Here is a 19,119-nt window from a genome sequence, read left to right on the forward strand (position 1 = left end):
AAACATATAGTATCGCAAACAAAAACTACAAATTTTAAAACGGATCTTCGTACGAATCCATTCCAAAAGAGAGGAGATAAGTATGCAAAAACTCCAAACGAATAAAGGCGCTCGATATATGATGATTGCTTTTATTGTTTTGTTTCTTATTATGATTTTGCGTATATTCTATATTCAGGCAGTAGGAGTCGTGCATAATGTGAATGTAAAGGATCTCGCGAATGAACAACATAATAAAAAAGGTGTTTTAGAAGCGAATCGTGGCACTATCTATGACCAAACGGGAAAGGTGTTAGTACAAGATTCTACAACGTATCGAGTTGTTGTGAATTTAAAAGGAAAAGATAAAGTGAAAAATAAAGATGAAACCGCAAAACAATTAGCCGATGCGCTTGAAATTGATAAAGAAGAAGTATTAAAAAACTTTCATGAAGGGCGTACGCAAGTTGAAATTGGGAAAATTGGTCGGAACTTATCTAGGGAAAAGAAAGAAAAAATTAATGATTTAAAAATACCAGGTGTATCTTTTATGTCGGAAAAAGCAAGAGTGTATCCGAATGAAGACTTTGCATCCTATATACTTGGTTTTGCTAGACCAGATGATAAAGGGAATACGGAAGGAAAGTTTGGGCTTGAAAAGAGTTTGGATAAATATTTGCGCTCTACAAACGGGAATATAGAATATGTGGGTACACGAAGAGGGATTCCGCTTACAAATGATATAGGTAAAGTAGAACCTGCTAAAAATGGAAATAACGTATATTTAACACTTGATAAACAAATTAATAGCTTTTTAGAAGAAGCGATGAACAAAGCACAAGAGCATTATGATCCGTCTATGTTAATTGGAATTATTGCTGATCCAAAAACAGGAAAGGTTTTAGCGATGTCTAGTAAACCTAGTTACAATCCTAATGTAGGTGATATCGAATACTTTTTAAATGATCCGATTGCAAATGCATATGAACCAGGCTCAACAATGAAAGTTTTTACGTTAGCAGCTGCCATCAATGAAGGTGTATATAACGGAAAAGAATATTTTCAATCTGGAAAATATTCCGTTGGTTCATCTGATATAAAAGACCATAATGGTGGATTTGGATGGGGATCAATTACATTTGATGAAGGTTTTGAAAGGTCATCAAACGTAGCTTTTTCTATTTTAGAAGATCAGTTACTGAAACCAAATAAATTTAAGCAATATATGAATAAATTTGGATTCAATCAAAAAACAGGAATAGATTTACCTGGAGAAAGTAAAAATACTTTATTATTAAATACGCAAATTCAGCAGGTTACAACTTCTTTCGGTCAAGGTTCTACAGTAACTCCGATTCAATTAATCCAAGCGGCTACTGCTATAGCAAATGACGGGAAAATGATGCAACCATATATCGTTGATAAAGTTGTAAATCCAACAAACAAACAAGTTATTATGGAAAATCAACCGAAAGAAATTGGGAATCCGATAAAAAAAGAAACAGCGGACAAAGTTAGAAGCTTAATGGAGCGTGTTATAACATCTTCAAAAGGAACTGGTACAATGTATAAAGTGGATGGTTATCCAATTGGAGGTAAGACAGGAACAGCACAAATACCGAATCCTGAAAACGGTCGATATATGGAAGGGAAAGAGAATTATATTTTCTCCTTTTTAGGAATGGCTCCAATTGATGATCCGGAGTTAATCGTATACTTAGCTATTAAGCAGCCAAAGTTAAAAGGAGATGAGTATGGAGCTCAGCCTCTTGCTGAAATATTTAAACCTGTTATAAAAAACAGCCTTGAATATTTAAAGGTGAAACCGTATACAGAAAAACAAATAGCTGATGCAGCGAAACAATCTCAAATAAAAGTACAAAATTATGTAAATCAATCGATGGATACAATAGAGCAAAGTGTAGAAAAAGAGAAGCTACAGCCGGTAATTTTAGGAGAAGGAAAAATAATAAAACAATATCCACAGTCTGGCGAGGTAATGAGTGAAGGTGATCGTATATTTTTATTAGGGAATAACGCACAAATGCCAAATGTAAAAGGTTGGTCCATGCGTGATGTTATGTATTTCTCTAAGCTTTTGAAATTAGATTTGAAAACTTCTGGTACGGGTTATGTAACGAGCCAAAGTATTGAAAAAGGACAAGATTTACAAGAAGGAGATACACTAGAACTAGAATTAGAACCGCCATTACAACCGTTAACAGAGGCGAATACGAATTAATTCAGGTATTTGGAAGGAGCTATGTGCAAATGGCTCTTTCTTTAGAGCTGTAAGTAATTTCACGCACCGTAATTTTTAGAAAAAACAATAAATAAATTACGAGCGACATGTCATTAAATGTCTGATTATTTTTTATTTACAGTCAAAAGTAATTGTGATAATATGGAAAAATCAAATGCAGTGAAGAGAATAGTAAATAAAATGAATTTTTCACAGAGAGCTCCATTTAGCTGAAAAGGAGTAAAAATTCTTTATTGAATCAAGCCTCTGAGCAGTACACCGGAACCTGTTATAAAGGGGGTGGTGTAACGGGAGCTCCCGTTATAGAGCTATGGTATAAGCATGAGTTAGAATGCAGTACCTGATAAGGTTAATATGGTGACATATTAACAAACTAGGGTGGCACCGCGATGATAAATCTCGTCCCTAAGATTAAAAGTCTTGGGGGTGGGATTTTTTTATTGTTTTAAAACAATTTGGAAAGCGGGGGCCAAAAATGAAAAACTTTCTTAAAGATTGGAAATATCCTTTATTACTACTGTCCGGTGTTGGTATTGCGAATTTAGGAGCATGGATTTACTTAATAGCATTGAATGTACTTGTCTATCATATGGGCGGCTCAGCCTTAGCTGTTGCTACTTTATATGTAATAAAACCATTAGCCACTTTATTTACAAACGCTTGGTCTGGGAGTATGATTGATCGTTTAAATAAACGGAAGTTAATGATTCACCTCGATATATATCGTGCGTTATTTATCGCTATTTTACCTTTACTTCCGTCACTTTGGGTTGTTTATGTATTTGTATTCTTTATAAGTATGGCCAGTGCAATTTATGAGCCAACTGCAATGACGTATATGACGAAATTAATTTCAGTAGAGCAAAGACAACGTTTCAACTCATTACGCAGTTTAATAGGATCTGGTGCATTTTTAATTGCCCCAGCGATAGCGGGGGCTTTATTAATAGCGAGTACACCAGAGTTTGCTATATATATGAATGCTATAGCATTTCTCTTATCAGGATTCATTACATTACTTTTACCTAATCTTGATAAGAAAGAAGCTTCGGATACAACAAGTAATACATTATCTCTTACAGTATTAAAAAAAGATTGGACCACTGTTATAAATTTTAGTAGAAAACATGTGTATGTCGTATGTGTGTATTTCTTATTTCAAAGTATGTTCGTATTAGCAACCGCTACTGATTCACTTGAACTATCGTTTGCGAAAGAGGTATTACTACTAACAGATAGTGAATATGGTTTTCTAGTTAGTATAGCTGGTGCAGGATTTATTTTAGGTGCAATAACAAATACAATTTTGTCAAAGAAATTAGCACCTTCATTTCTAATTGGAATAGGATCATTATTCATCGCAATTGGTTATTTAATTTATGCTTTTTCAAATATATTTTTAATAGCTGCTATTGGATTCTTTATTTTATCTTTCTCTATGGCATATGCAAATACAGGATTTTATACGTTTTACCAAAATAACGTTCCCGTTCATATAATGGGACGGATCGGAAGTATATATGGACTTGTTATTGCGTTAGTAACAATCTTTATTACAATATTATCTGGTGTTACGACTCAGTTCATTTCTATACAACTTGTAGTTATTGTAGGTTCATTGATCATGTTATTTATTACTATCGTCTTGTGTGTGTTTACTTTATTCCCATCACAATCTAAGTTGTATTCTACTGAATCAATAAAGTGAAACTTTAATCAGGGGGGCATCCCCCACTGATTATCAGCCCTCACCAATCGGACTTTTACGGGCAGCAGGGTCCCCACTTAACTTCTTTGCTTTCGCTGAATTTTGAGATGGGGGTCCTACTGCCCACAAATAGCGGAATACATTCGAAATGAACTTTGTGTTCTCATTAACAATTTATCGTATTTAATAAGAGGGTTCTTTCCTCTTTATATGGAAAAATTAATAAGAGGAAAGAACAATACCGAAAGATAAGGGTGGTTGTCGTGATAAAAACAAAAGATGAAATTGATAAAATTGTAAAAGAAATACAAAAGAAAATAGATTTCTCTGGAGTAGTTTTAGTAAAAAAAGAAAAAGATTTAGTCTATGAAACAGCATTGGGTTACGCAAACCAAAGTGAATGTATAAACAATACGATACAAACAAGATTTGGCATTGCCTCAGGATGTAAAATCTTCACTGCAATTGGCATCTGTCAACTTGTTGAAAAAGGTGTTATTTCTTTTCATACAAAATTAAAAGATTGTCTAGAGATAAAACTTCCAAACTTCGATGAAGATATTACAATACATCAACTACTAACGCATAGCTCTGGTATACCAGATTATTTTGATGAAAGTATTATAGATAACTTCGAGGATCTTTGGAAACAAACACCTATGTATCTATTAAAGAGCTTAAAAGACTTTTTACCATTATTCCAAAACAGTAATATGATGTTTGCACCTGGGAGTAAGTTTCACTACAACAACGCAGGTTTTATCATACTTGGATTAATAATAGAAGAACAGACGGGACTTAAATTTACGGAGTATATAGAAACAAACATTTTTAATTCGATTGGCATGAATGATTCTGGCTATTTTTCGTTAGATAAATTACCAAGACATACAGCTCTAGGATATATAAAGGACGAAACCAACCAAAATTGGAGAACAAACGCTTACTCTATACCAATAAAAGGAGGGGCTGATGGAGGTGCATATGTTACTGCACCAGACATGTTGAAATTTTGGGCGGCACTATTTAATAATGAAATTTTAGGAAAGGAATATACAAAGTTACTTTTAACTCCCCACATTCATGTAAATGATAAACAGTCTTACGGATATGGAATATGGATTGAAACACGAGAAAACAAGGTATTCAAATATCATGTAATGGGATATGATCCAGGCGTCAGTTTTCGCTCGGCCATATATCCAGAATTAGGAATCACTTTAGTTATTCCATCGAATAAAGAGGCAGGACCTGAAAAATTAATGACAGAAATAGAAAGAGCTTTTTAATTATATGGATATAAAAGAAGAGATACGAAAATAATTTAAACGGGTTTATGATTGTTTCTGTTCTGAAAAATATTTTAGTTAACGAGGAACCCTTTATTTATTAAATAAGGGGTTTTTGTAATTCTGCACAATTACATATGTTTATATGGATTTTAAAATTGAAAAACATTACTATATAATGGTAGTAATCTGGAATTTATTAATAAATGACATTGAAAATAAATTCATCCTGTGTTTAACGACACTGTGAACGGTAATACTAATTAACATTGAACTTTTACAACAAGGGATGATAATATGATATACATTTACACAGATTTTGGTGGAACACATACTACCTCACTAGCTGCAGCGTATCATTTAAATAAACTACCAACGGATCGTAAGTTAACGAAAGAAGAAATTTTGAATGTAGATTACTTTAATAAATTGAAAACAGAAGATATGGGGAAAATTATTTTTCATGGAATCGATGAACATGGTCATCCTGTATATACGATTGGATGTGGCGCATCAAAAGTTGTTGTACCAGCGATGAAGCATTTAGGAGAAATCTTGCAAAAACATTATCAAAGCCATGAAAAGATTATATTTTCTAACACATCACCAACCGTACCTTTACCAATGACTTTCGGTGGGCTGTTTTCTAGAAGGTTCCATATTGATTTTATTGGCGTACCGTTACTCGTATGGGGAGCAAAAATTTGCTGTGATAATATACAAAGGCTTGTTAGTTATACAAAAGAAGCTGGCCGATTAACGAATGATTATGTTGTGATTTTAGATAATGAAACTTTTAAATAGTATATGATAAGAAGAAAATCGAGCAAATTCCTTGATTTTCTTTTTTATTTGTGAAATAGACAAGAAATAGTCACATTTAATATGCATCTACTATAGCCAAAACAATAAAGTCCTGTTACTATTACAGGGATATTCTCTTTTCATAACATAAATATATAGAAAAATTAGAAAAGAGGAATTGAATTAAGGGAGGAACAACATGAAGCGTGTTGCTTGGGTTACTGATAGTACAACTGCGAATTTTAAAACAGAAGGAGATAACTTTGTTATCCCAATCGAAGTTATTATTGATGGAATGTCGTACAAAGATTGTGAAGAAGGTGTACGTGAACGTGTTTATAATGCGTTAAACGAAGGTAAAACAGTCACTACTTCACAACCTAATATTGGGGAAATGGTAGAGTTATTTACGAAATGCAAAGAAGAATATGAAGAAGGATTTGCAGTTGCTATTAGCGGAAAAGTAAGTGGAACCTATCAAAATATGAAGTTAGCTGCAGAAATGGCAGGTTTTCCGTTGACGGTATTAGACAGTGAAACAACAAGTTATCCAATGGATGAACTAATTAGAAAAGCGAAATCGTTATACAATGATGGTATGACTTTACAAGATATACACAAAACATTAGTAGATGAAAAAAGAAGACCTTTTCATGTATTTCCAAAGAGTTTAAAAGGTCTATATGCAAGTGGCCGTGTAAAGGGCATTCAATTTTTACTTGGAAGTTTATTAAGTGTGAACTTAATATTAGAAGTAAAAGGTGGAGAGCTTTTACTTGAAAAGAAAGTTCGTAAAATCCAAAAATGTCGAGAATATATTAAAAATGAACTTGAAAAAGAATTACCAAAAGTACTTCACATGTTCCATGCTAACGATAAAGCTGGAGCTGAAGAATGGATTGCAGATATTAGACAAGCATTCCCTGAAATGGATTTCAAATTATATCCATTACCAATTTCATTTGCGGTTCATGCAGGTGAAGGAACAATAGCAATTAGTTATTAAAGTAAAACCCGTGAATTATTCACGGGTTTTTTTATTTAATTAAAACAAAATGGGATCTCGACATATCTCCATCGAGGTTAGAAATCGATGGTTAAGCTACCTTCATTTAGTTGAAAATGAATTGATTAAAGTGTAAAATTACACTAAATAATACATTAGTTACTTTTTAAGGGGGAGAGAAAGTGAATAAGGAGCATGCAATTGAACTTATTTCAAAGAAAATAAAGTTAATACGCACTGAAAAAAGATATACACAAGATAAAATGGCTGAAGTTCTCGGCATATCAAAAAAAACGCTTGTTCAAATTGAGAAAGGTAGAACGAATGCAGGTTGGACCAACACTGTTGCTATTTGTGCATTGTTTAGAGATAGTGAAGTTTTACAGAATACTTTTGGGGATGATCCATTAGTAGTAATCGAAACAATGGCCCACAATAGCACTAGCAACTTCAAAGAAAAAACATTGGGAGGAAAAGTCTGGTGGAAACAGATTCAAGAAAAAGGGAACTTTCGCTTACAACAAAATCTGATTAGTCAGCATTATCGTATTCTAGACAGACAGGATTACCGTTGGTTTAATTCGTTTGATTTAGAAGAAACGCTAAATCAACTTAATAAATTAGCAACGAATTCAGAACATCAAATAACCAGAACTACAATGAGCGAAAATAAATAGGAGGAAATTATATATGATCATCTTGCATTTTCTTTGGATTTACTTTATGCCAATTTACTGGTTATGTGGATTTATAGGTGGAATCTATTTAATAATTGCAGGTATTAAATATCTTAAATTACTTGTAAGTGTAATGGGATTACTTTGTCTTACCCTTGTCGTGTTACCTATTGTTTGTTGGGGGACAGGGATTAATGCGGAATTTCTACTTACACCCGTTTCCAATTTTTCACTATTCCCTTTAAGTGGGTTAATAGCAGGATTAATTGGATTATGGTCAAAAATTAAAGGCATAAGCAATATGGGATTTACTATTTTTACTTGTGGAGTATTAGGTGCCCTATTCTATTATTTAATGTCTATACCCGATTCACACTATATAGGATAGTTTTTCAAAACTTAGTTTATTTACAAACGATTCATTCAAATTAATAAAAAGAGAGCATGTTTTAATAAATCTTTTAAAATATGCTCTCTTTTATTGTTTCTATGTGTACTGACATCAGTTTTGTGTAACATTATTATATACTAATAGGAAATATAGGTATATGTTTATGAACAAAAAAATAACGATAATGGTTCCTATGGTTTAAATTCGGTATACGCTAGCTAATAATGAAAATAATAGTATCAATTTGTAATGTGTATTCCGTTTTGCACTGTAAATCATTCATATTGAATAATAGAATTGTAGAAACATATAATAGAATATTTGCACTAATATTTATACAGCTACAATCTATTTACATATAAGATTATTAGGATTATATTGACAATGAAAGAGAAAACGATAGATGGAAGGGGATGTTTTTTATGTTTAAAAAAGCAGCACTAGGGATTTCATCGTTAGCAATCACAGCATTCGTCGGCTTAGGCATGGCAACAGAAGCTTCAGCTGGACCTGCAGCACCACTCACTTCACTAAACGTCGTACAAGTAGAGTCTGAGCTGGGCGGAGTAGAAACAATTAATCAAAACAGCTTTAGCACAACACGTAACCACGGGGGAAAATACTTATATATTACAACGAAAGAGATGGGATACGGTCAAAATCCATTCACTAAAATGAATGGTTCTAATGTAAAAAGTATTGATTCCACTATAATTGGCGGAAGACCAATCGTTGGCTGGTATTATAAATGGGATGCTTCTGGACACCAACAAGGAACTTTTGAGTACCAAAAAACATCTATAAATGCACCATTTAATACAATGCGTACATCAATTTATATCCAATAATTTTGAAAGCGTTCGCACATATAAAATAGTCAAAGAAAAGGCACTCTTAGGAGTGCCTTTTCTTTGACTTGAATCACGTCCATCTATATTTACAATCCCGATTTCATAGCAAGAACACTTCCCATAAAACACTATCCTAAACGTCTATGAAATTAATATGAACGGGTAGTACTAGTCCTCTACAGTTAAAGTACGTAACCTTACATATTCCAACCCAATGAAAAAGGAAAAAAACTGTCGTACTTACGCCACAGTTTTTAATTTATCCATGAACTCATAGTTTAATTTTAAGTTTTTTAGATATATAGGCATAACCGTACTACCTACTACTCTTTTTTAAAATTCAAGATTAAAAAGAGTAGCTAAACTTATATAAGCTTAGCTTGATGGATATGTGGCGGAACTCTAAAATTAATTACATCTTTTTCATAATATAAACAATTTTATATAGGGAGATGAAAGGATTTTTTAAAATAATAAAGAAGTATGTATAAACAAATATATAAATGGTAGTGATTAGGATGAAAATCAGTAAGTTTGCAGAAGTAAATAATGTAAGTGTAGATACGATTAGACATTATATGGATCTCGGACTCGTTATTCCTGAGAAAAAAGGAAGTCACTATTTTTTTGACGAGTATTGTCAAAAGAATATAGAACTTATATTAGAGTACAAATGGATAGGGTTTAGCTTGAATGAAATTAAAGAACTGTTTCTTTATAAAAATTTAGGGAAATCCTTAGACTATGAAAAGGATATTTTTTATCAATCTTTATTTAAAGTAAAATATGAAAAGATTGAACAAGAGATAAAAACCTTAAAGGAACGAAAAGATAAATTAAAGAACACGTTAAATAATTTATCTATAGAAACTGAAATTTCGAGTTCAATTTTAGGGGTAGATTTAAAAGTACTTCATTTATTTAAATGTGTTAAGTGTAACGGAAATTTAATTCTTGAAGATGGCATTATTAATAAAAATCAAATCGTTGAGGGGAAATTAATTTGTAATTGTGGTGAAGAATACGCGATTACTTCTGGAGTTTTAACAGCTGGAAAATTATTTGAGGTGTATAAGAGGAAATCACTTGAAGATTCTATTTCAGATTATATCCATGAAACGGATACTGCTTTTTTGGAAAATGTTCAAAGAGGAGGAGAATGGGCGAAAAAGAAACTAATGCAATTAGATTTAAATGAAAAAATACTACTTGATTTAGGGTCTGGTATTGGGTTCTTTTTACGAAATATTTATGAAGAACTACCGCAAGAGTGTTTATATATTGCTGTTGATCGAGATTTGAATAAACTTTTACTTTTAAAAGATGTAATTGAGAGAAGAAATTTGAAAAGAAATATTGTATTTATCTGTGCTGACTTTCTAAACATTCCTATTCAGAATTATTCTGCTGATATTGTAATTGATCAATCAGGTACAAGTAATTATAGTTTTGAACATGAGGAGTTTTTATTACGCGAATTAAATTACCTTTTTAAACCTAATTGTTATTTATTAAGTTCATTTATTTTATTTAATAAATTCAGCATAAATAGCCAAATTGCACCTAGACTCCGAGAGAATTTTACATCTGCAAAAGTAACGAAAGAAATCCAAAATTTACAGTTTCAATCGATTGATGAAAGTACTTCAAATTATTTAAAACGAGGCGGAAAGTACGAGGATTTCTTTGTTCAAGGAGAAGAAATTTATACATATTCATTTTTCGGAAAAAGATGGGGTTAACTCCATCTTTTATTTATTTTCCCTTAAAACTTTTCAAATCGTACATATTGCTATTGGGCTGACCCAAGAACTTACAATGTACGTAATACAAAGTTATGCAGTGGGGGAAATGATGGGAAGTTTACGATTACATATAGAAAATAAAAATAGAAACCAAGAACTAAGAAATATTTGTTTATATTCAATTGCAAAAACAGTATCACTATTTGGTAGCTCTATTTATAGTTTCGCATTAGGATTGTATGTATTACAAATAACCGGATCTGCTTTAAATTTCGCGATTACGCTTATTTTAGGAACGATTCCAATGATTGTTATGAATCCATTTGCCGGTGTCATTGCTGATAAGGTTGATAAAAAGAAACTCGTCGTTTGCATGGATGTATTAAGCGGGTGCTTATTAATAACTGTTTATATATTAAGCAACTATTATGGATTAAACTTATTCATTATTTATACTACTACCTTTCTTATGACCATATTTACAACGTTTTTTGGAATAGGATTAGAGGCCGTAAAACCGAATATGGTTACTAAAGAACGGTTAATGAGTATTAATTCTATAAGTAAAATTATCGATTCTATATCTTTAATTTTAGGGCCTATGTTAGGGGGCATTGTTTTTGCAGTCTTTGATATGAAAACTTTTATAATTATTAACGGTATTTCATTTATCCTTTCGGCTATATCCATATTGTTTATAAACTTTAAATTGTGCGAGCAAAACATAAATGAGGAATGTTCAATTAGAGAAATTAATTTTATTGAAGATATAAAGGAGGGATACTCTTACTTATTGGAGCGGAAAAGCTTAAAAAATACTTTTAGTATTTTAATTTCCCTTAATTTCTTTTTAGGCTTTGCTGTAACCGTTCCGTTGCCATACATTATTAACACAGTTCTCAATCTTAATTCTAAGCAATTTGGTATGATTCAAGGGACTTTTCCGATAGGTATGATAGTTGGTGCAATATTAGTGAAAAAGATAACTGATTGTTATTCTTATTCTTATCTATTGGAAAAAATAAGTTTTATGTTGGCAATTTTTATGATAGTTTCAGGGATACCTGTTTTATTTAAATCTATTGTAGTAAATAATTTGGTATATGTTACTACGTATTGCATGATTATGTTCTTTTTAGGATTTATGATAGCACAAATTGATATTCCTTTAATGTATTTCATGCAAAATGAGATTCCTGAAGAATATAGAGGAAGAGTTCTTAGTATTGGATTAAGCTTAGGTAAAATAATGCAACCAATAGTACTTGCAATATCAGGACTATTATTAAATTTCATTCCAGCCTACACGCTTCCCATTGCAGGGGGGATTGTATTTTTTACTTTAAATAAAATTTTAGCAAATAAGTTTAATTTAGAAATTCATTCAAAAGATTATAGTGTTTAACGTAACTTAAAAAGCGCAGGATCAGCATCCTGCGCTTTTCTATCGTAATTCAGCGGTTTTTCTAATGACAATCTTATCAATATCATCTTCTTCATCACCAATAAATAATCCGCGTTCTTTTAAATATGCTTCAAAATATAAATCTGCTTCAGCGCGTTCGTCATATGGCTTTACAGAGAGAACGAAACCTAATTTGTTTTGTTCTTCTAAGTGAGAAGTGGAGATGTAAGCCGGTACATTATGGCGTAAAAAGAGTTCTTTAACCGGGATAATCATATCTTTCATTAATTTCGTTAGCATACCCATTTCAAACTCGAAATTAAAGCGATCTATACTAGATAAATCAGCGAATACTACACCGATAAAACCTGTATTAAATACTTCTTGATATTCTACATCTTCGTCATGGCCGCCGTAAAAATTCTTTTCGATTAAATAATTTACAAAATAAGCAACGCCATCACTTTGTTCAAATGGTTTCGTTGAAAGAACAAAACCAATTTTCTTTTGTTTATGTAAATATACACATGACATGTATGCTGAAATGTTATGTTCTTTAAACAAAGCGCTTGTTGCTCCAGAGAGACCATCTAATACGTGATGAACAATTTGAAGTTTTTTACGAGCGAAATAATAGGATTTCTTTTGTAACTCCAATGTATCAATAAAGACAGAGCCGATAAAGCCTGTATTTGAAATAATAGGTGCTTGCTTTTTTCTTCCTCTGCGCTTTAATGGAGCCATTGTTAAAATCATCCCTTCATGTACGTTTGAAATAAAAAAGAACATTTGTTCGTATATTTATATTTTACTATTAAAACGCTATAAAGTAAAGGGTTTTTGATGAAAATATAACAAAAAAGACACCTTATAAAAGGTGCCTTAAACGCTGTAGGGAATAGGGTTTACCCTAACTATTTATATTATGATACAGAAACAATCTCTTCTGTATCTTCTACATCTAAATGACAGTCCATAGTACGAACATCTTGATCTTCATGACTTCCGAAATAAATAGTAATTTTCATATGTATCGCTCCTTTATTCTAGGAATACCTAAAATAATTACTAGTAATGTTAATATTTATTATATACCACTTTTTTCATTCCGACAACGTTATATCATTTTTAATTATTTTAAACTATAGAGCACAATTTAAAGAGGTACTTTTTATAAAAAAAGGTAAATTTCTAATATGTTATATTTAATATAGAGAGATTCGAGTATTACTTTTTATGAAAAGGAGAACTATTGATGAATTATAAACAATTACTACTAGAAAACTTTGCATTTAAAACTTCATATGTTGCGCAATTTGTGCCCGGAATGAGTATAAAAGAAACGAAAGATTATATTGCTGTTGATTGTGGATTACCTGCCGATACATTCAATATCATTACTCTACTGAACAATAATTTAACGGAAGGGGTCGAGAAATTACATAAGGAGGTAGAATACTATAATCAAAAGAAATTTCCAATGAGTGTTTGGTTATGGGATGAGGAGCAAGAGCGGGATATAAAAAGCGGGTTAAATAAAATCGGTTTAAAAGAAACGGAGCAAAATATTGCGATGGTAGCAGATTTAAAAACAATTTCTCCAACAATAAACATGCCAGTAAGTTTTACAATTCAACAAGCATCATCACCTGGACTAATAAAAAAATTTGGAGAAACTTTAGCTAATCTATTCGGCACATCAGAGGAAGGTATACATGTACAAGCATTCTATAATCAAATTTCTACTCTTGATTTATGGAACAGTGAGAATATGAAACTACTTTTAGGATTTTATGAAGGCGAAGTCGTAACTGTTGGTTCATTGATATGTTCAAAAGATAGTATTGGTATTTATGACATCGCAACGAAAGAAGAAATGAGAGGACGAGGATTCGGATCTATTATGTTCAATTTTCTTCTGCAAGAAGCACAAAAATTTAAAAATACGTATTGTGTATTACAAGCTTCATCCGATGGAATCAATATTTATAAAAAATCGGGATTTCAAGCTATCGGCAAAATGACTGTATTCGAAAATCGACATTTAATTAAGTAAATCATTCAAGTTAAATCGTCTTTATATAGGAGCTTATAAATCGTTATGAAAAAGATATATCTCGTTACAATAATTTGTGCCTTTATAGTAATAAGTATCTTTGTTTTTCAGAAAATAAATGAACATAAGTATACTAAAGCTATTAGCCAATCAAATCATATAAAAAATATCGCACATAGAGGCGCTTCTGCGTACGCACCTGAACATACAATAGCAGCATATCAATTAGGACAACAAATGAATGGGGATTATATAGAAATTGATCTCCAAATGACAAAAGATGGACATTTAGTGGCTATGCATGATGAAACATTAAACCGTACAACGAATGGTACTGGGCTGGTGAAAGAGCATACATTAGAAGAAATAAAGCAACTAAATGCTGGCTCTTTTTTCAATGAAAAATATCCGAACTTAGCAAAGAAAGAATTTGAAAATGTTAAAGTCCCAACATTAACAGAAATTCTTGAAACGTTTGGGCATAACGCGAACTATTATATCGAAACAAAATCACCTGATGAATATCCAGGAATGGAAGAAAAATTATTAGAAATTATTAATCACTACGAAATACATGATAAAGTTATTATTCAATCGTTTAGTGAAGAAAGTCTACAAAAGATTCATAGCTTAAATAGTAATATATCCATAGTACAATTATTACCTTATAAAAAAGTGGTTCAATTAACAAAATTAGAGATAGAAAAGTATAAAATGTACTGCATAGGTCTTGGTATGAATTACAAATATATTGATTTAGATTATGTAAAGAAAATAAAGAAAAGCGGATTAGAAGTTCATCCATTTACAGTAGATAATGAAAATGATATGAAAAAGTTGCTTGCATGGGGAGTCGATGGAATGTTTACTAATTATCCGGATCATTTACATTCAATATTGGATTTGAAAAATCATGAATAAGTAGTGTTATTCATAAAGGGAAAATTTACACAACCTGTATACTAGGATTATCAATGCAAGAAGGCATGTAGCATATAAAAAGAAAATACCAAAAACCGCAACTGAAAGACTTAGGTTGTGGTTTTTTTATTGCTTCCATTTCAGTTTACAAAGTTTGAAGCTAGAAGTGAAAACCTTTTTAGATGAATTGGCTTCTTATGTATTTGTACTTCGTATCGTTCTAGGTATATGTACAACCCATGAGATGAATTTTGCATAGGATAATAGAAAAGGAGATGTTGCATATTGAAATACCACAATAGAAATGTAAGTAATCTGAATAAATTAGCGGATAATACGAAAGCTGCAGCTTTTAAGTGGTATCAGTACTGTATCGACAATGGAATTGAAGTATTAATTTATGAAACAATCCGTACGGTCGAGCAACAACGTGAATATGTTCGTAAAGGAGCATCACAAACGATGCGCTCATATCATTTAGTAGGACAGGCATTAGATTTTGTTCCAATTCAGTCGAATGGTACAGAAGATTGGAATGGCTATAATAAAGAACCGTGGGCATCAGCAATTCGTTATGCTAAACAAATTGGCTTTGAATGGGGCGGTGACTGGAAAGGATTTATGGATAGCCCGCATTTGCAATATAACTACAAAGGATATGGAACGGATACTTTTGGAAAAGGTGCTCAAAACGTAGTGACTCCTCCCCCGTCGAATGATAGTGTAGGGATTGCTTATATTAACGGTAGTAATGTAAATTTACGAAAAGGACCTGGTACTGGATATGGCGTTATTCGTCAATTAGGGAAAGGAGAGTCCTGCAAAGTATTTGGACAATCAAATGGCTGGTTAAATCTCGGTGGCGATCAGTGGATTTATAACGATCCATCATATATTCGTTATACGGGAGGAAATGTACCAACACCTTCACAATCATCAAACGAGGGTGTAGGTGTAGTTACTATAATCGCTGATGTATTGCGTGTTCGTACCGGCCCAGGAACAAATTACGGCATTGTGAAAAACGTGTATCAAGGTGAAAAATATCAATCATTTGGATATAAAGATGGTTGGTATAATGTTGGTGGAAATCAATGGGTTTCTGGTGAATATGTTACGTTTGTAAAGTGAAAATAAGAGCCGTCCTGTTGGGCGGCATTTTATTTTAAATATTCATAGGGCGAGCAATCATGATATCATTCGTGATACATAGAGTATAATTTTTCATTCTAATAATCAGAAAGTAATCAAAATGTAATTAATTTCAACTACGCTTTTTATATTTTTTTGATACACTGGCTACAAGGGGGATACCAATTAAGGTGGGTAAAAACCAAAACCATATTGGCGGAAGTAAATTTATAATGGGAATATGGATGCCGACATTTACTAAAAGTGCGGTGACTGCACCTATATAAGAACCTAACATACCTCTAATGTGGTGATGGAGCCAATTTTTCCAACGTTTTTTTCGTGCAAGGTATCCATAAATCGCAAATGAATAAGAGAAGATTGCTACATAAAATAAATATGCGATTTTATCCCAGTTGATAATGGATAATATTATTGCCGTAAGGGTAATGACAACATAGGATGCATGATATATTTCGCCCCATTCGGTATGTTTTCCTTTCTTCTTTTGGGCAACCATCGCTACAATACCAGTGATTAAGCATATTGTTCCAAATAGGATGTGTATGGTTAAAAGAATGTTAAAAATGCTCATAATAATTCCTCCTTTTTTTATTTTTATAGTATTGCAGTATAGGAGAAAAGTTGAAAAATATAGTTAGTTCGGCTTAATATATTGAAATAAAGGTACTCCTAGAACAAAATCCAATGATTGAACTATTTTCTCAAATTTAGTGAGCTGATTATTATGTTAAATGAAGGAGAGACTTCTATGTTTACATCTATTACATATTTACAATCGGGCAATGACAAGCAACAAAAAATATATGATGTTTTGAATAGCCTAAATATAATGGAGGATTTAGCTTTATATAATCCCGTTCTTTGCGGGACAATCCCGATAAGAATTGATACTCCTCAATCTGACTTAGATATTGTAATGGAAGTATATAACTTTGATGTTTTTGAGCAGGAAATGAGATCTTTATATGGTTCTTATGGAGGGTTCAACATTAAAAAGAAAAAAATTAAAGGTACTGAATCGATAAAGGTGAATTTTGAATTCGAAGGTTTTGAATTTGAATTATTTGCTCAACCTAAGCCAGTGCGTAATCAAAATGCATATAGACATATGATAGTGGAGCACATGTTATTAATGCAGCATCCCCATATAAGGGAAGAAGTTATTCACTTAAAGGAACAAGGTTTAAAAACAGAACCTGCTTTTGCTCAAGTATTAAATATTGACGGAGATCCTTATGAAGAACTTATTTTATTAGGGCAGGAAATGAAATTGTGGTAAATAAGATACATAAAAAAAATCCTCCAAAAACAAAAGAGGATTTTTTTTATGCCGTTAACTTCCGAATTAATTCACTGAGCAATTTAATTCCGTTAGTCATTTGTTCTGGAGTAGCATATCCATATGATAAACGAATGTACTGATCTGATTCTTCTTCATAAATACGTCCCGGATTTAAAAGAATTCCTTTTGGTAGTGCCTCTGAAAATAGTTTTTTCATCGGAATGTTATGTACAACCTTTAGCCATATAAAAAATCCACCACTAGGAATATCCCATGATGCAATATCTGCACAATATTTATTTAAAGCTCGTATCATTATTTGTTTTCGTTCTTTCAGGTGCATTCTTACGTTTGCTACATGTGCTTCATAAAAACCTTCATTTATCCATTCAGCAGCTACTCTTTGAGATAAAGAGCTGGATCCATAGTCTGTTTGCATTTTTATATCTGACAATCTATCAATAACAGGTTCTGGTCCGATTATCCATCCAATTCTAAGTCCTGGGCTAAGTGTTTTAGAGAGACTACCAATATATAATACATGTCCATGTTTATCCATCGACTTTAAAGGAGCTGGAGGTGATTCATCAAGCCATAACTCTCGGTAAATATCATCCTCGATGATAGGCAATTTCTCTTTTTCACATATTTTTAATATTTCTTTTCTTCGCTCTTTGGACATCAATATCCCCGTTGGATTTTGAAAACAAGGGATTGAATATAAAATATTATTCTTTTGACTATATTTAATTCGTTTTAATAAGTCGTTAGGTAAAATACCGTGATGATCCATTGATATACCGGATAAATTTATATTTGCTGATTGAAAAACATGAAGTGAATATAAGTAAGAAGGTTGTTCAAGTAAAACAGTTGATTTTCTATGTAAAAGACCAATTGATATTAATTGTAATGCTTGGAGTGCACCAGAGACTATTAATATAGAACCCGGTGATGCATGTATTCCAAATGATTTTACGTATTTGCTTATTGCTTCACGTAACGGATAAAAACCTTTTTGTTCTTCGTATCCGAAATAATCTAATTCCTCACTGACGTTTTTAATTATAGATTGCATAGTTTCGAGCGGGAAAAGATGAGGTGCAAGTTCACCTTTACTAAGATGGATAAGCGTTTTATTTGCTTCTGCTTCATTTATTTCTCGCACCATTAACTTACTTGGTTTATGAATACCGGCCTTTACATATTCACTCCAATCGGGCGGGGGATTAGTTGCTAATAATGACCATGTATTATTTGTTACAATTGTTCCTGCTCCGATTTGTCCTTGAATTAAACCATCTGCCATAAGTTCATCTAGCGCATTTATTACAGTACTTCGATTTACATGAAATAATTTTGCTAACTGCCGCTGACTAGGGATTTTACTTCCAATTGGCCATTCTCCGTTTTCAATTTTTTCTTTCATATAGTCTATTATCTGCCGATATTTGGGCACTTTTTTATCGGTTGTCATATAAAAAACTCCTTCGTTAATTTAAAAGATTCAAAGTGGTTGGTTTTTCCGATAAATAACTGGTTGAAGACATTGTATCAACTATTAAATATGATGAAAAGAAATAATTG

At 32.1% G+C, this 19,119-nt stretch carries 17 protein-coding genes and 1 other annotated feature; of the genes, 14 read left to right on the forward strand and 3 right to left on the reverse strand.

Annotated features, from left to right (window positions below; genetic code table 11):
* The first annotated feature begins 82 nt into the window (after window positions 1–82).
* The 10 genes from ACS2QP_RS06870 (at window position 83) to ACS2QP_RS06915 (ending at window position 12,118) form a co-directional block, all read left to right on the forward strand.
* On the forward strand, window positions 83–2,221 hold the full coding sequence (locus ACS2QP_RS06870) for a penicillin-binding protein (RefSeq protein ID WP_438882258.1): 2,139 nt from the start codon (window positions 83–85) through the stop codon (window positions 2,219–2,221).
* A gap of 171 nt (window positions 2,222–2,392) precedes the next feature.
* Window positions 2,393–2,652 (forward strand) — a binding site (T-box leader).
* A gap of 65 nt (window positions 2,653–2,717) precedes the next feature.
* Entirely contained in the window at window positions 2,718–3,950 is a 1,233-nt protein-coding gene (locus ACS2QP_RS06875; protein ID WP_438882259.1) for an MFS transporter, read from the forward strand.
* A 263-nt stretch (window positions 3,951–4,213) separates the two neighbouring features.
* A complete protein-coding gene (locus tag ACS2QP_RS06880) occupies window positions 4,214–5,239 on the forward strand; it encodes a serine hydrolase domain-containing protein (RefSeq protein ID WP_103622035.1) in 1,026 nt (341 codons plus the stop codon).
* 297 nt (window positions 5,240–5,536) lie between these two features.
* Window positions 5,537–6,043 carry a DUF3189 family protein gene (locus ACS2QP_RS06885; protein WP_000639421.1) on the forward strand — a complete coding sequence of 169 codons (507 nt, stop codon included), beginning with the start codon at window positions 5,537–5,539 and terminating at the stop codon, window positions 6,041–6,043.
* A gap of 199 nt (window positions 6,044–6,242) precedes the next feature.
* A complete protein-coding gene (locus ACS2QP_RS06890) occupies window positions 6,243–7,049 on the forward strand; it encodes a DegV family protein (protein WP_438882260.1) in 807 nt (268 codons plus the stop codon).
* A gap of 182 nt (window positions 7,050–7,231) precedes the next feature.
* Window positions 7,232–7,726: a helix-turn-helix transcriptional regulator gene (locus ACS2QP_RS06895; RefSeq protein ID WP_001031004.1), complete on the forward strand. Its 495-nt coding sequence runs from the start codon at window positions 7,232–7,234 to the stop codon at window positions 7,724–7,726.
* Window positions 7,727–7,739: 13 nt separating this feature from the next.
* Entirely contained in the window at window positions 7,740–8,114 is a 375-nt protein-coding gene (locus ACS2QP_RS06900; protein WP_000584707.1) for a hypothetical protein, read from the forward strand.
* Window positions 8,115–8,539: 425 nt separating this feature from the next.
* Window positions 8,540–8,965 (forward strand): DUF4879 domain-containing protein, encoded by a 426-nt coding sequence (locus ACS2QP_RS06905; RefSeq protein ID WP_000472920.1) that lies wholly within the window; start codon window positions 8,540–8,542, stop codon window positions 8,963–8,965.
* Between the two features lie 521 nt (window positions 8,966–9,486).
* The gene (locus ACS2QP_RS06910) at window positions 9,487–10,710 is read left to right on the forward strand and encodes a methyltransferase domain-containing protein (RefSeq protein ID WP_438882261.1); all 1,224 of its coding nucleotides are present in this window, start codon (window positions 9,487–9,489) and stop codon (window positions 10,708–10,710) included.
* A 112-nt stretch (window positions 10,711–10,822) separates the two neighbouring features.
* Window positions 10,823–12,118, forward strand: a complete 1,296-nt coding sequence (locus ACS2QP_RS06915; protein ID WP_438882327.1) for an MFS transporter — start codon at window positions 10,823–10,825, stop codon at window positions 12,116–12,118.
* Window positions 12,119–12,157: 39 nt separating this feature from the next.
* Here ACS2QP_RS06915 and ACS2QP_RS06920 read toward each other — a convergent pair whose 3' ends face one another.
* Entirely contained in the window at window positions 12,158–12,862 is a 705-nt protein-coding gene (locus ACS2QP_RS06920) for a hypothetical protein (protein ID WP_000035355.1), read from the reverse strand.
* 511 nt (window positions 12,863–13,373) lie between these two features.
* Between ACS2QP_RS06920 and ACS2QP_RS06925 the strand changes: the two genes are divergently transcribed.
* The 3 genes from ACS2QP_RS06925 (at window position 13,374) to ACS2QP_RS06935 (ending at window position 16,226) form a co-directional block, all read left to right on the forward strand.
* Window positions 13,374–14,174 carry a GNAT family N-acetyltransferase gene (locus ACS2QP_RS06925; protein ID WP_438882262.1) on the forward strand — a complete coding sequence of 267 codons (801 nt, stop codon included), beginning with the start codon at window positions 13,374–13,376 and terminating at the stop codon, window positions 14,172–14,174.
* 45 nt (window positions 14,175–14,219) lie between these two features.
* Window positions 14,220–15,095 carry a glycerophosphodiester phosphodiesterase gene (locus ACS2QP_RS06930; protein WP_063536505.1) on the forward strand — a complete coding sequence of 292 codons (876 nt, stop codon included), beginning with the start codon at window positions 14,220–14,222 and terminating at the stop codon, window positions 15,093–15,095.
* Between the two features lie 285 nt (window positions 15,096–15,380).
* Window positions 15,381–16,226, forward strand: coding sequence for an SH3 domain-containing protein (locus ACS2QP_RS06935; protein WP_438882263.1), 846 nt, complete (start codon window positions 15,381–15,383; stop codon window positions 16,224–16,226).
* Between the two features lie 133 nt (window positions 16,227–16,359).
* On the opposite strand, the gene ACS2QP_RS06940 is transcribed toward ACS2QP_RS06935, so the two are convergent.
* A complete protein-coding gene (locus tag ACS2QP_RS06940; RefSeq protein WP_000021744.1) occupies window positions 16,360–16,821 on the reverse strand; it encodes a DUF2306 domain-containing protein in 462 nt (153 codons plus the stop codon).
* 177 nt (window positions 16,822–16,998) lie between these two features.
* Here ACS2QP_RS06940 and ACS2QP_RS06945 point away from each other — a divergent pair, with 177 nt between their 5' ends.
* The gene (locus tag ACS2QP_RS06945) at window positions 16,999–17,529 is read left to right on the forward strand and encodes a DUF4269 domain-containing protein (RefSeq protein WP_000495168.1); all 531 of its coding nucleotides are present in this window, start codon (window positions 16,999–17,001) and stop codon (window positions 17,527–17,529) included.
* A gap of 46 nt (window positions 17,530–17,575) precedes the next feature.
* On the opposite strand, the gene ACS2QP_RS06950 is transcribed toward ACS2QP_RS06945, so the two are convergent.
* Complete coding sequence (locus ACS2QP_RS06950) at window positions 17,576–19,009, reverse strand: PLP-dependent aminotransferase family protein (RefSeq protein WP_332283047.1); 1,434 nt, start codon at window positions 19,007–19,009, stop codon at window positions 17,576–17,578.
* Window positions 19,010–19,119: the final 110 nt, after the last annotated feature.

It is taken from the genome of Bacillus cereus group sp. Bce019 (assembly GCF_051781745.1).
Lineage (GTDB): Bacteria > Bacillota > Bacilli > Bacillales > Bacillaceae_G > Bacillus_A > Bacillus_A cereus.

Coding starts and splice junctions, on each gene's coding strand:
- ACS2QP_RS06925 (WP_438882262.1), top strand. CDS start 13,374: ATGAATTATAAACAATTACTACTAGAAAACTTTGCATTTAAAACTTCA.
- ACS2QP_RS06945 (WP_000495168.1), top strand. CDS start 16,999: ATGTTTACATCTATTACATATTTACAATCGGGCAATGACAAGCAACAA.
- ACS2QP_RS06915 (WP_438882327.1), top strand. CDS start 10,823: ATGGGAAGTTTACGATTACATATAGAAAATAAAAATAGAAACCAAGAA.
- ACS2QP_RS06875 (WP_438882259.1), top strand. CDS start 2,718: ATGAAAAACTTTCTTAAAGATTGGAAATATCCTTTATTACTACTGTCC.
- ACS2QP_RS06900 (WP_000584707.1), top strand. CDS start 7,740: ATGATCATCTTGCATTTTCTTTGGATTTACTTTATGCCAATTTACTGG.
- ACS2QP_RS06930 (WP_063536505.1), top strand. CDS start 14,220: ATGAAAAAGATATATCTCGTTACAATAATTTGTGCCTTTATAGTAATA.
- ACS2QP_RS06950 (WP_332283047.1), bottom strand. CDS start 19,009: ATGACAACCGATAAAAAAGTGCCCAAATATCGGCAGATAATAGACTAT.
- ACS2QP_RS06885 (WP_000639421.1), top strand. CDS start 5,537: ATGATATACATTTACACAGATTTTGGTGGAACACATACTACCTCACTA.
- ACS2QP_RS06940 (WP_000021744.1), bottom strand. CDS start 16,821: ATGAGCATTTTTAACATTCTTTTAACCATACACATCCTATTTGGAACA.
- ACS2QP_RS06905 (WP_000472920.1), top strand. CDS start 8,540: ATGTTTAAAAAAGCAGCACTAGGGATTTCATCGTTAGCAATCACAGCA.
- ACS2QP_RS06910 (WP_438882261.1), top strand. CDS start 9,487: ATGAAAATCAGTAAGTTTGCAGAAGTAAATAATGTAAGTGTAGATACG.
- ACS2QP_RS06890 (WP_438882260.1), top strand. CDS start 6,243: ATGAAGCGTGTTGCTTGGGTTACTGATAGTACAACTGCGAATTTTAAA.
- ACS2QP_RS06920 (WP_000035355.1), bottom strand. CDS start 12,862: ATGGCTCCATTAAAGCGCAGAGGAAGAAAAAAGCAAGCACCTATTATT.
- ACS2QP_RS06870 (WP_438882258.1), top strand. CDS start 83: ATGCAAAAACTCCAAACGAATAAAGGCGCTCGATATATGATGATTGCT.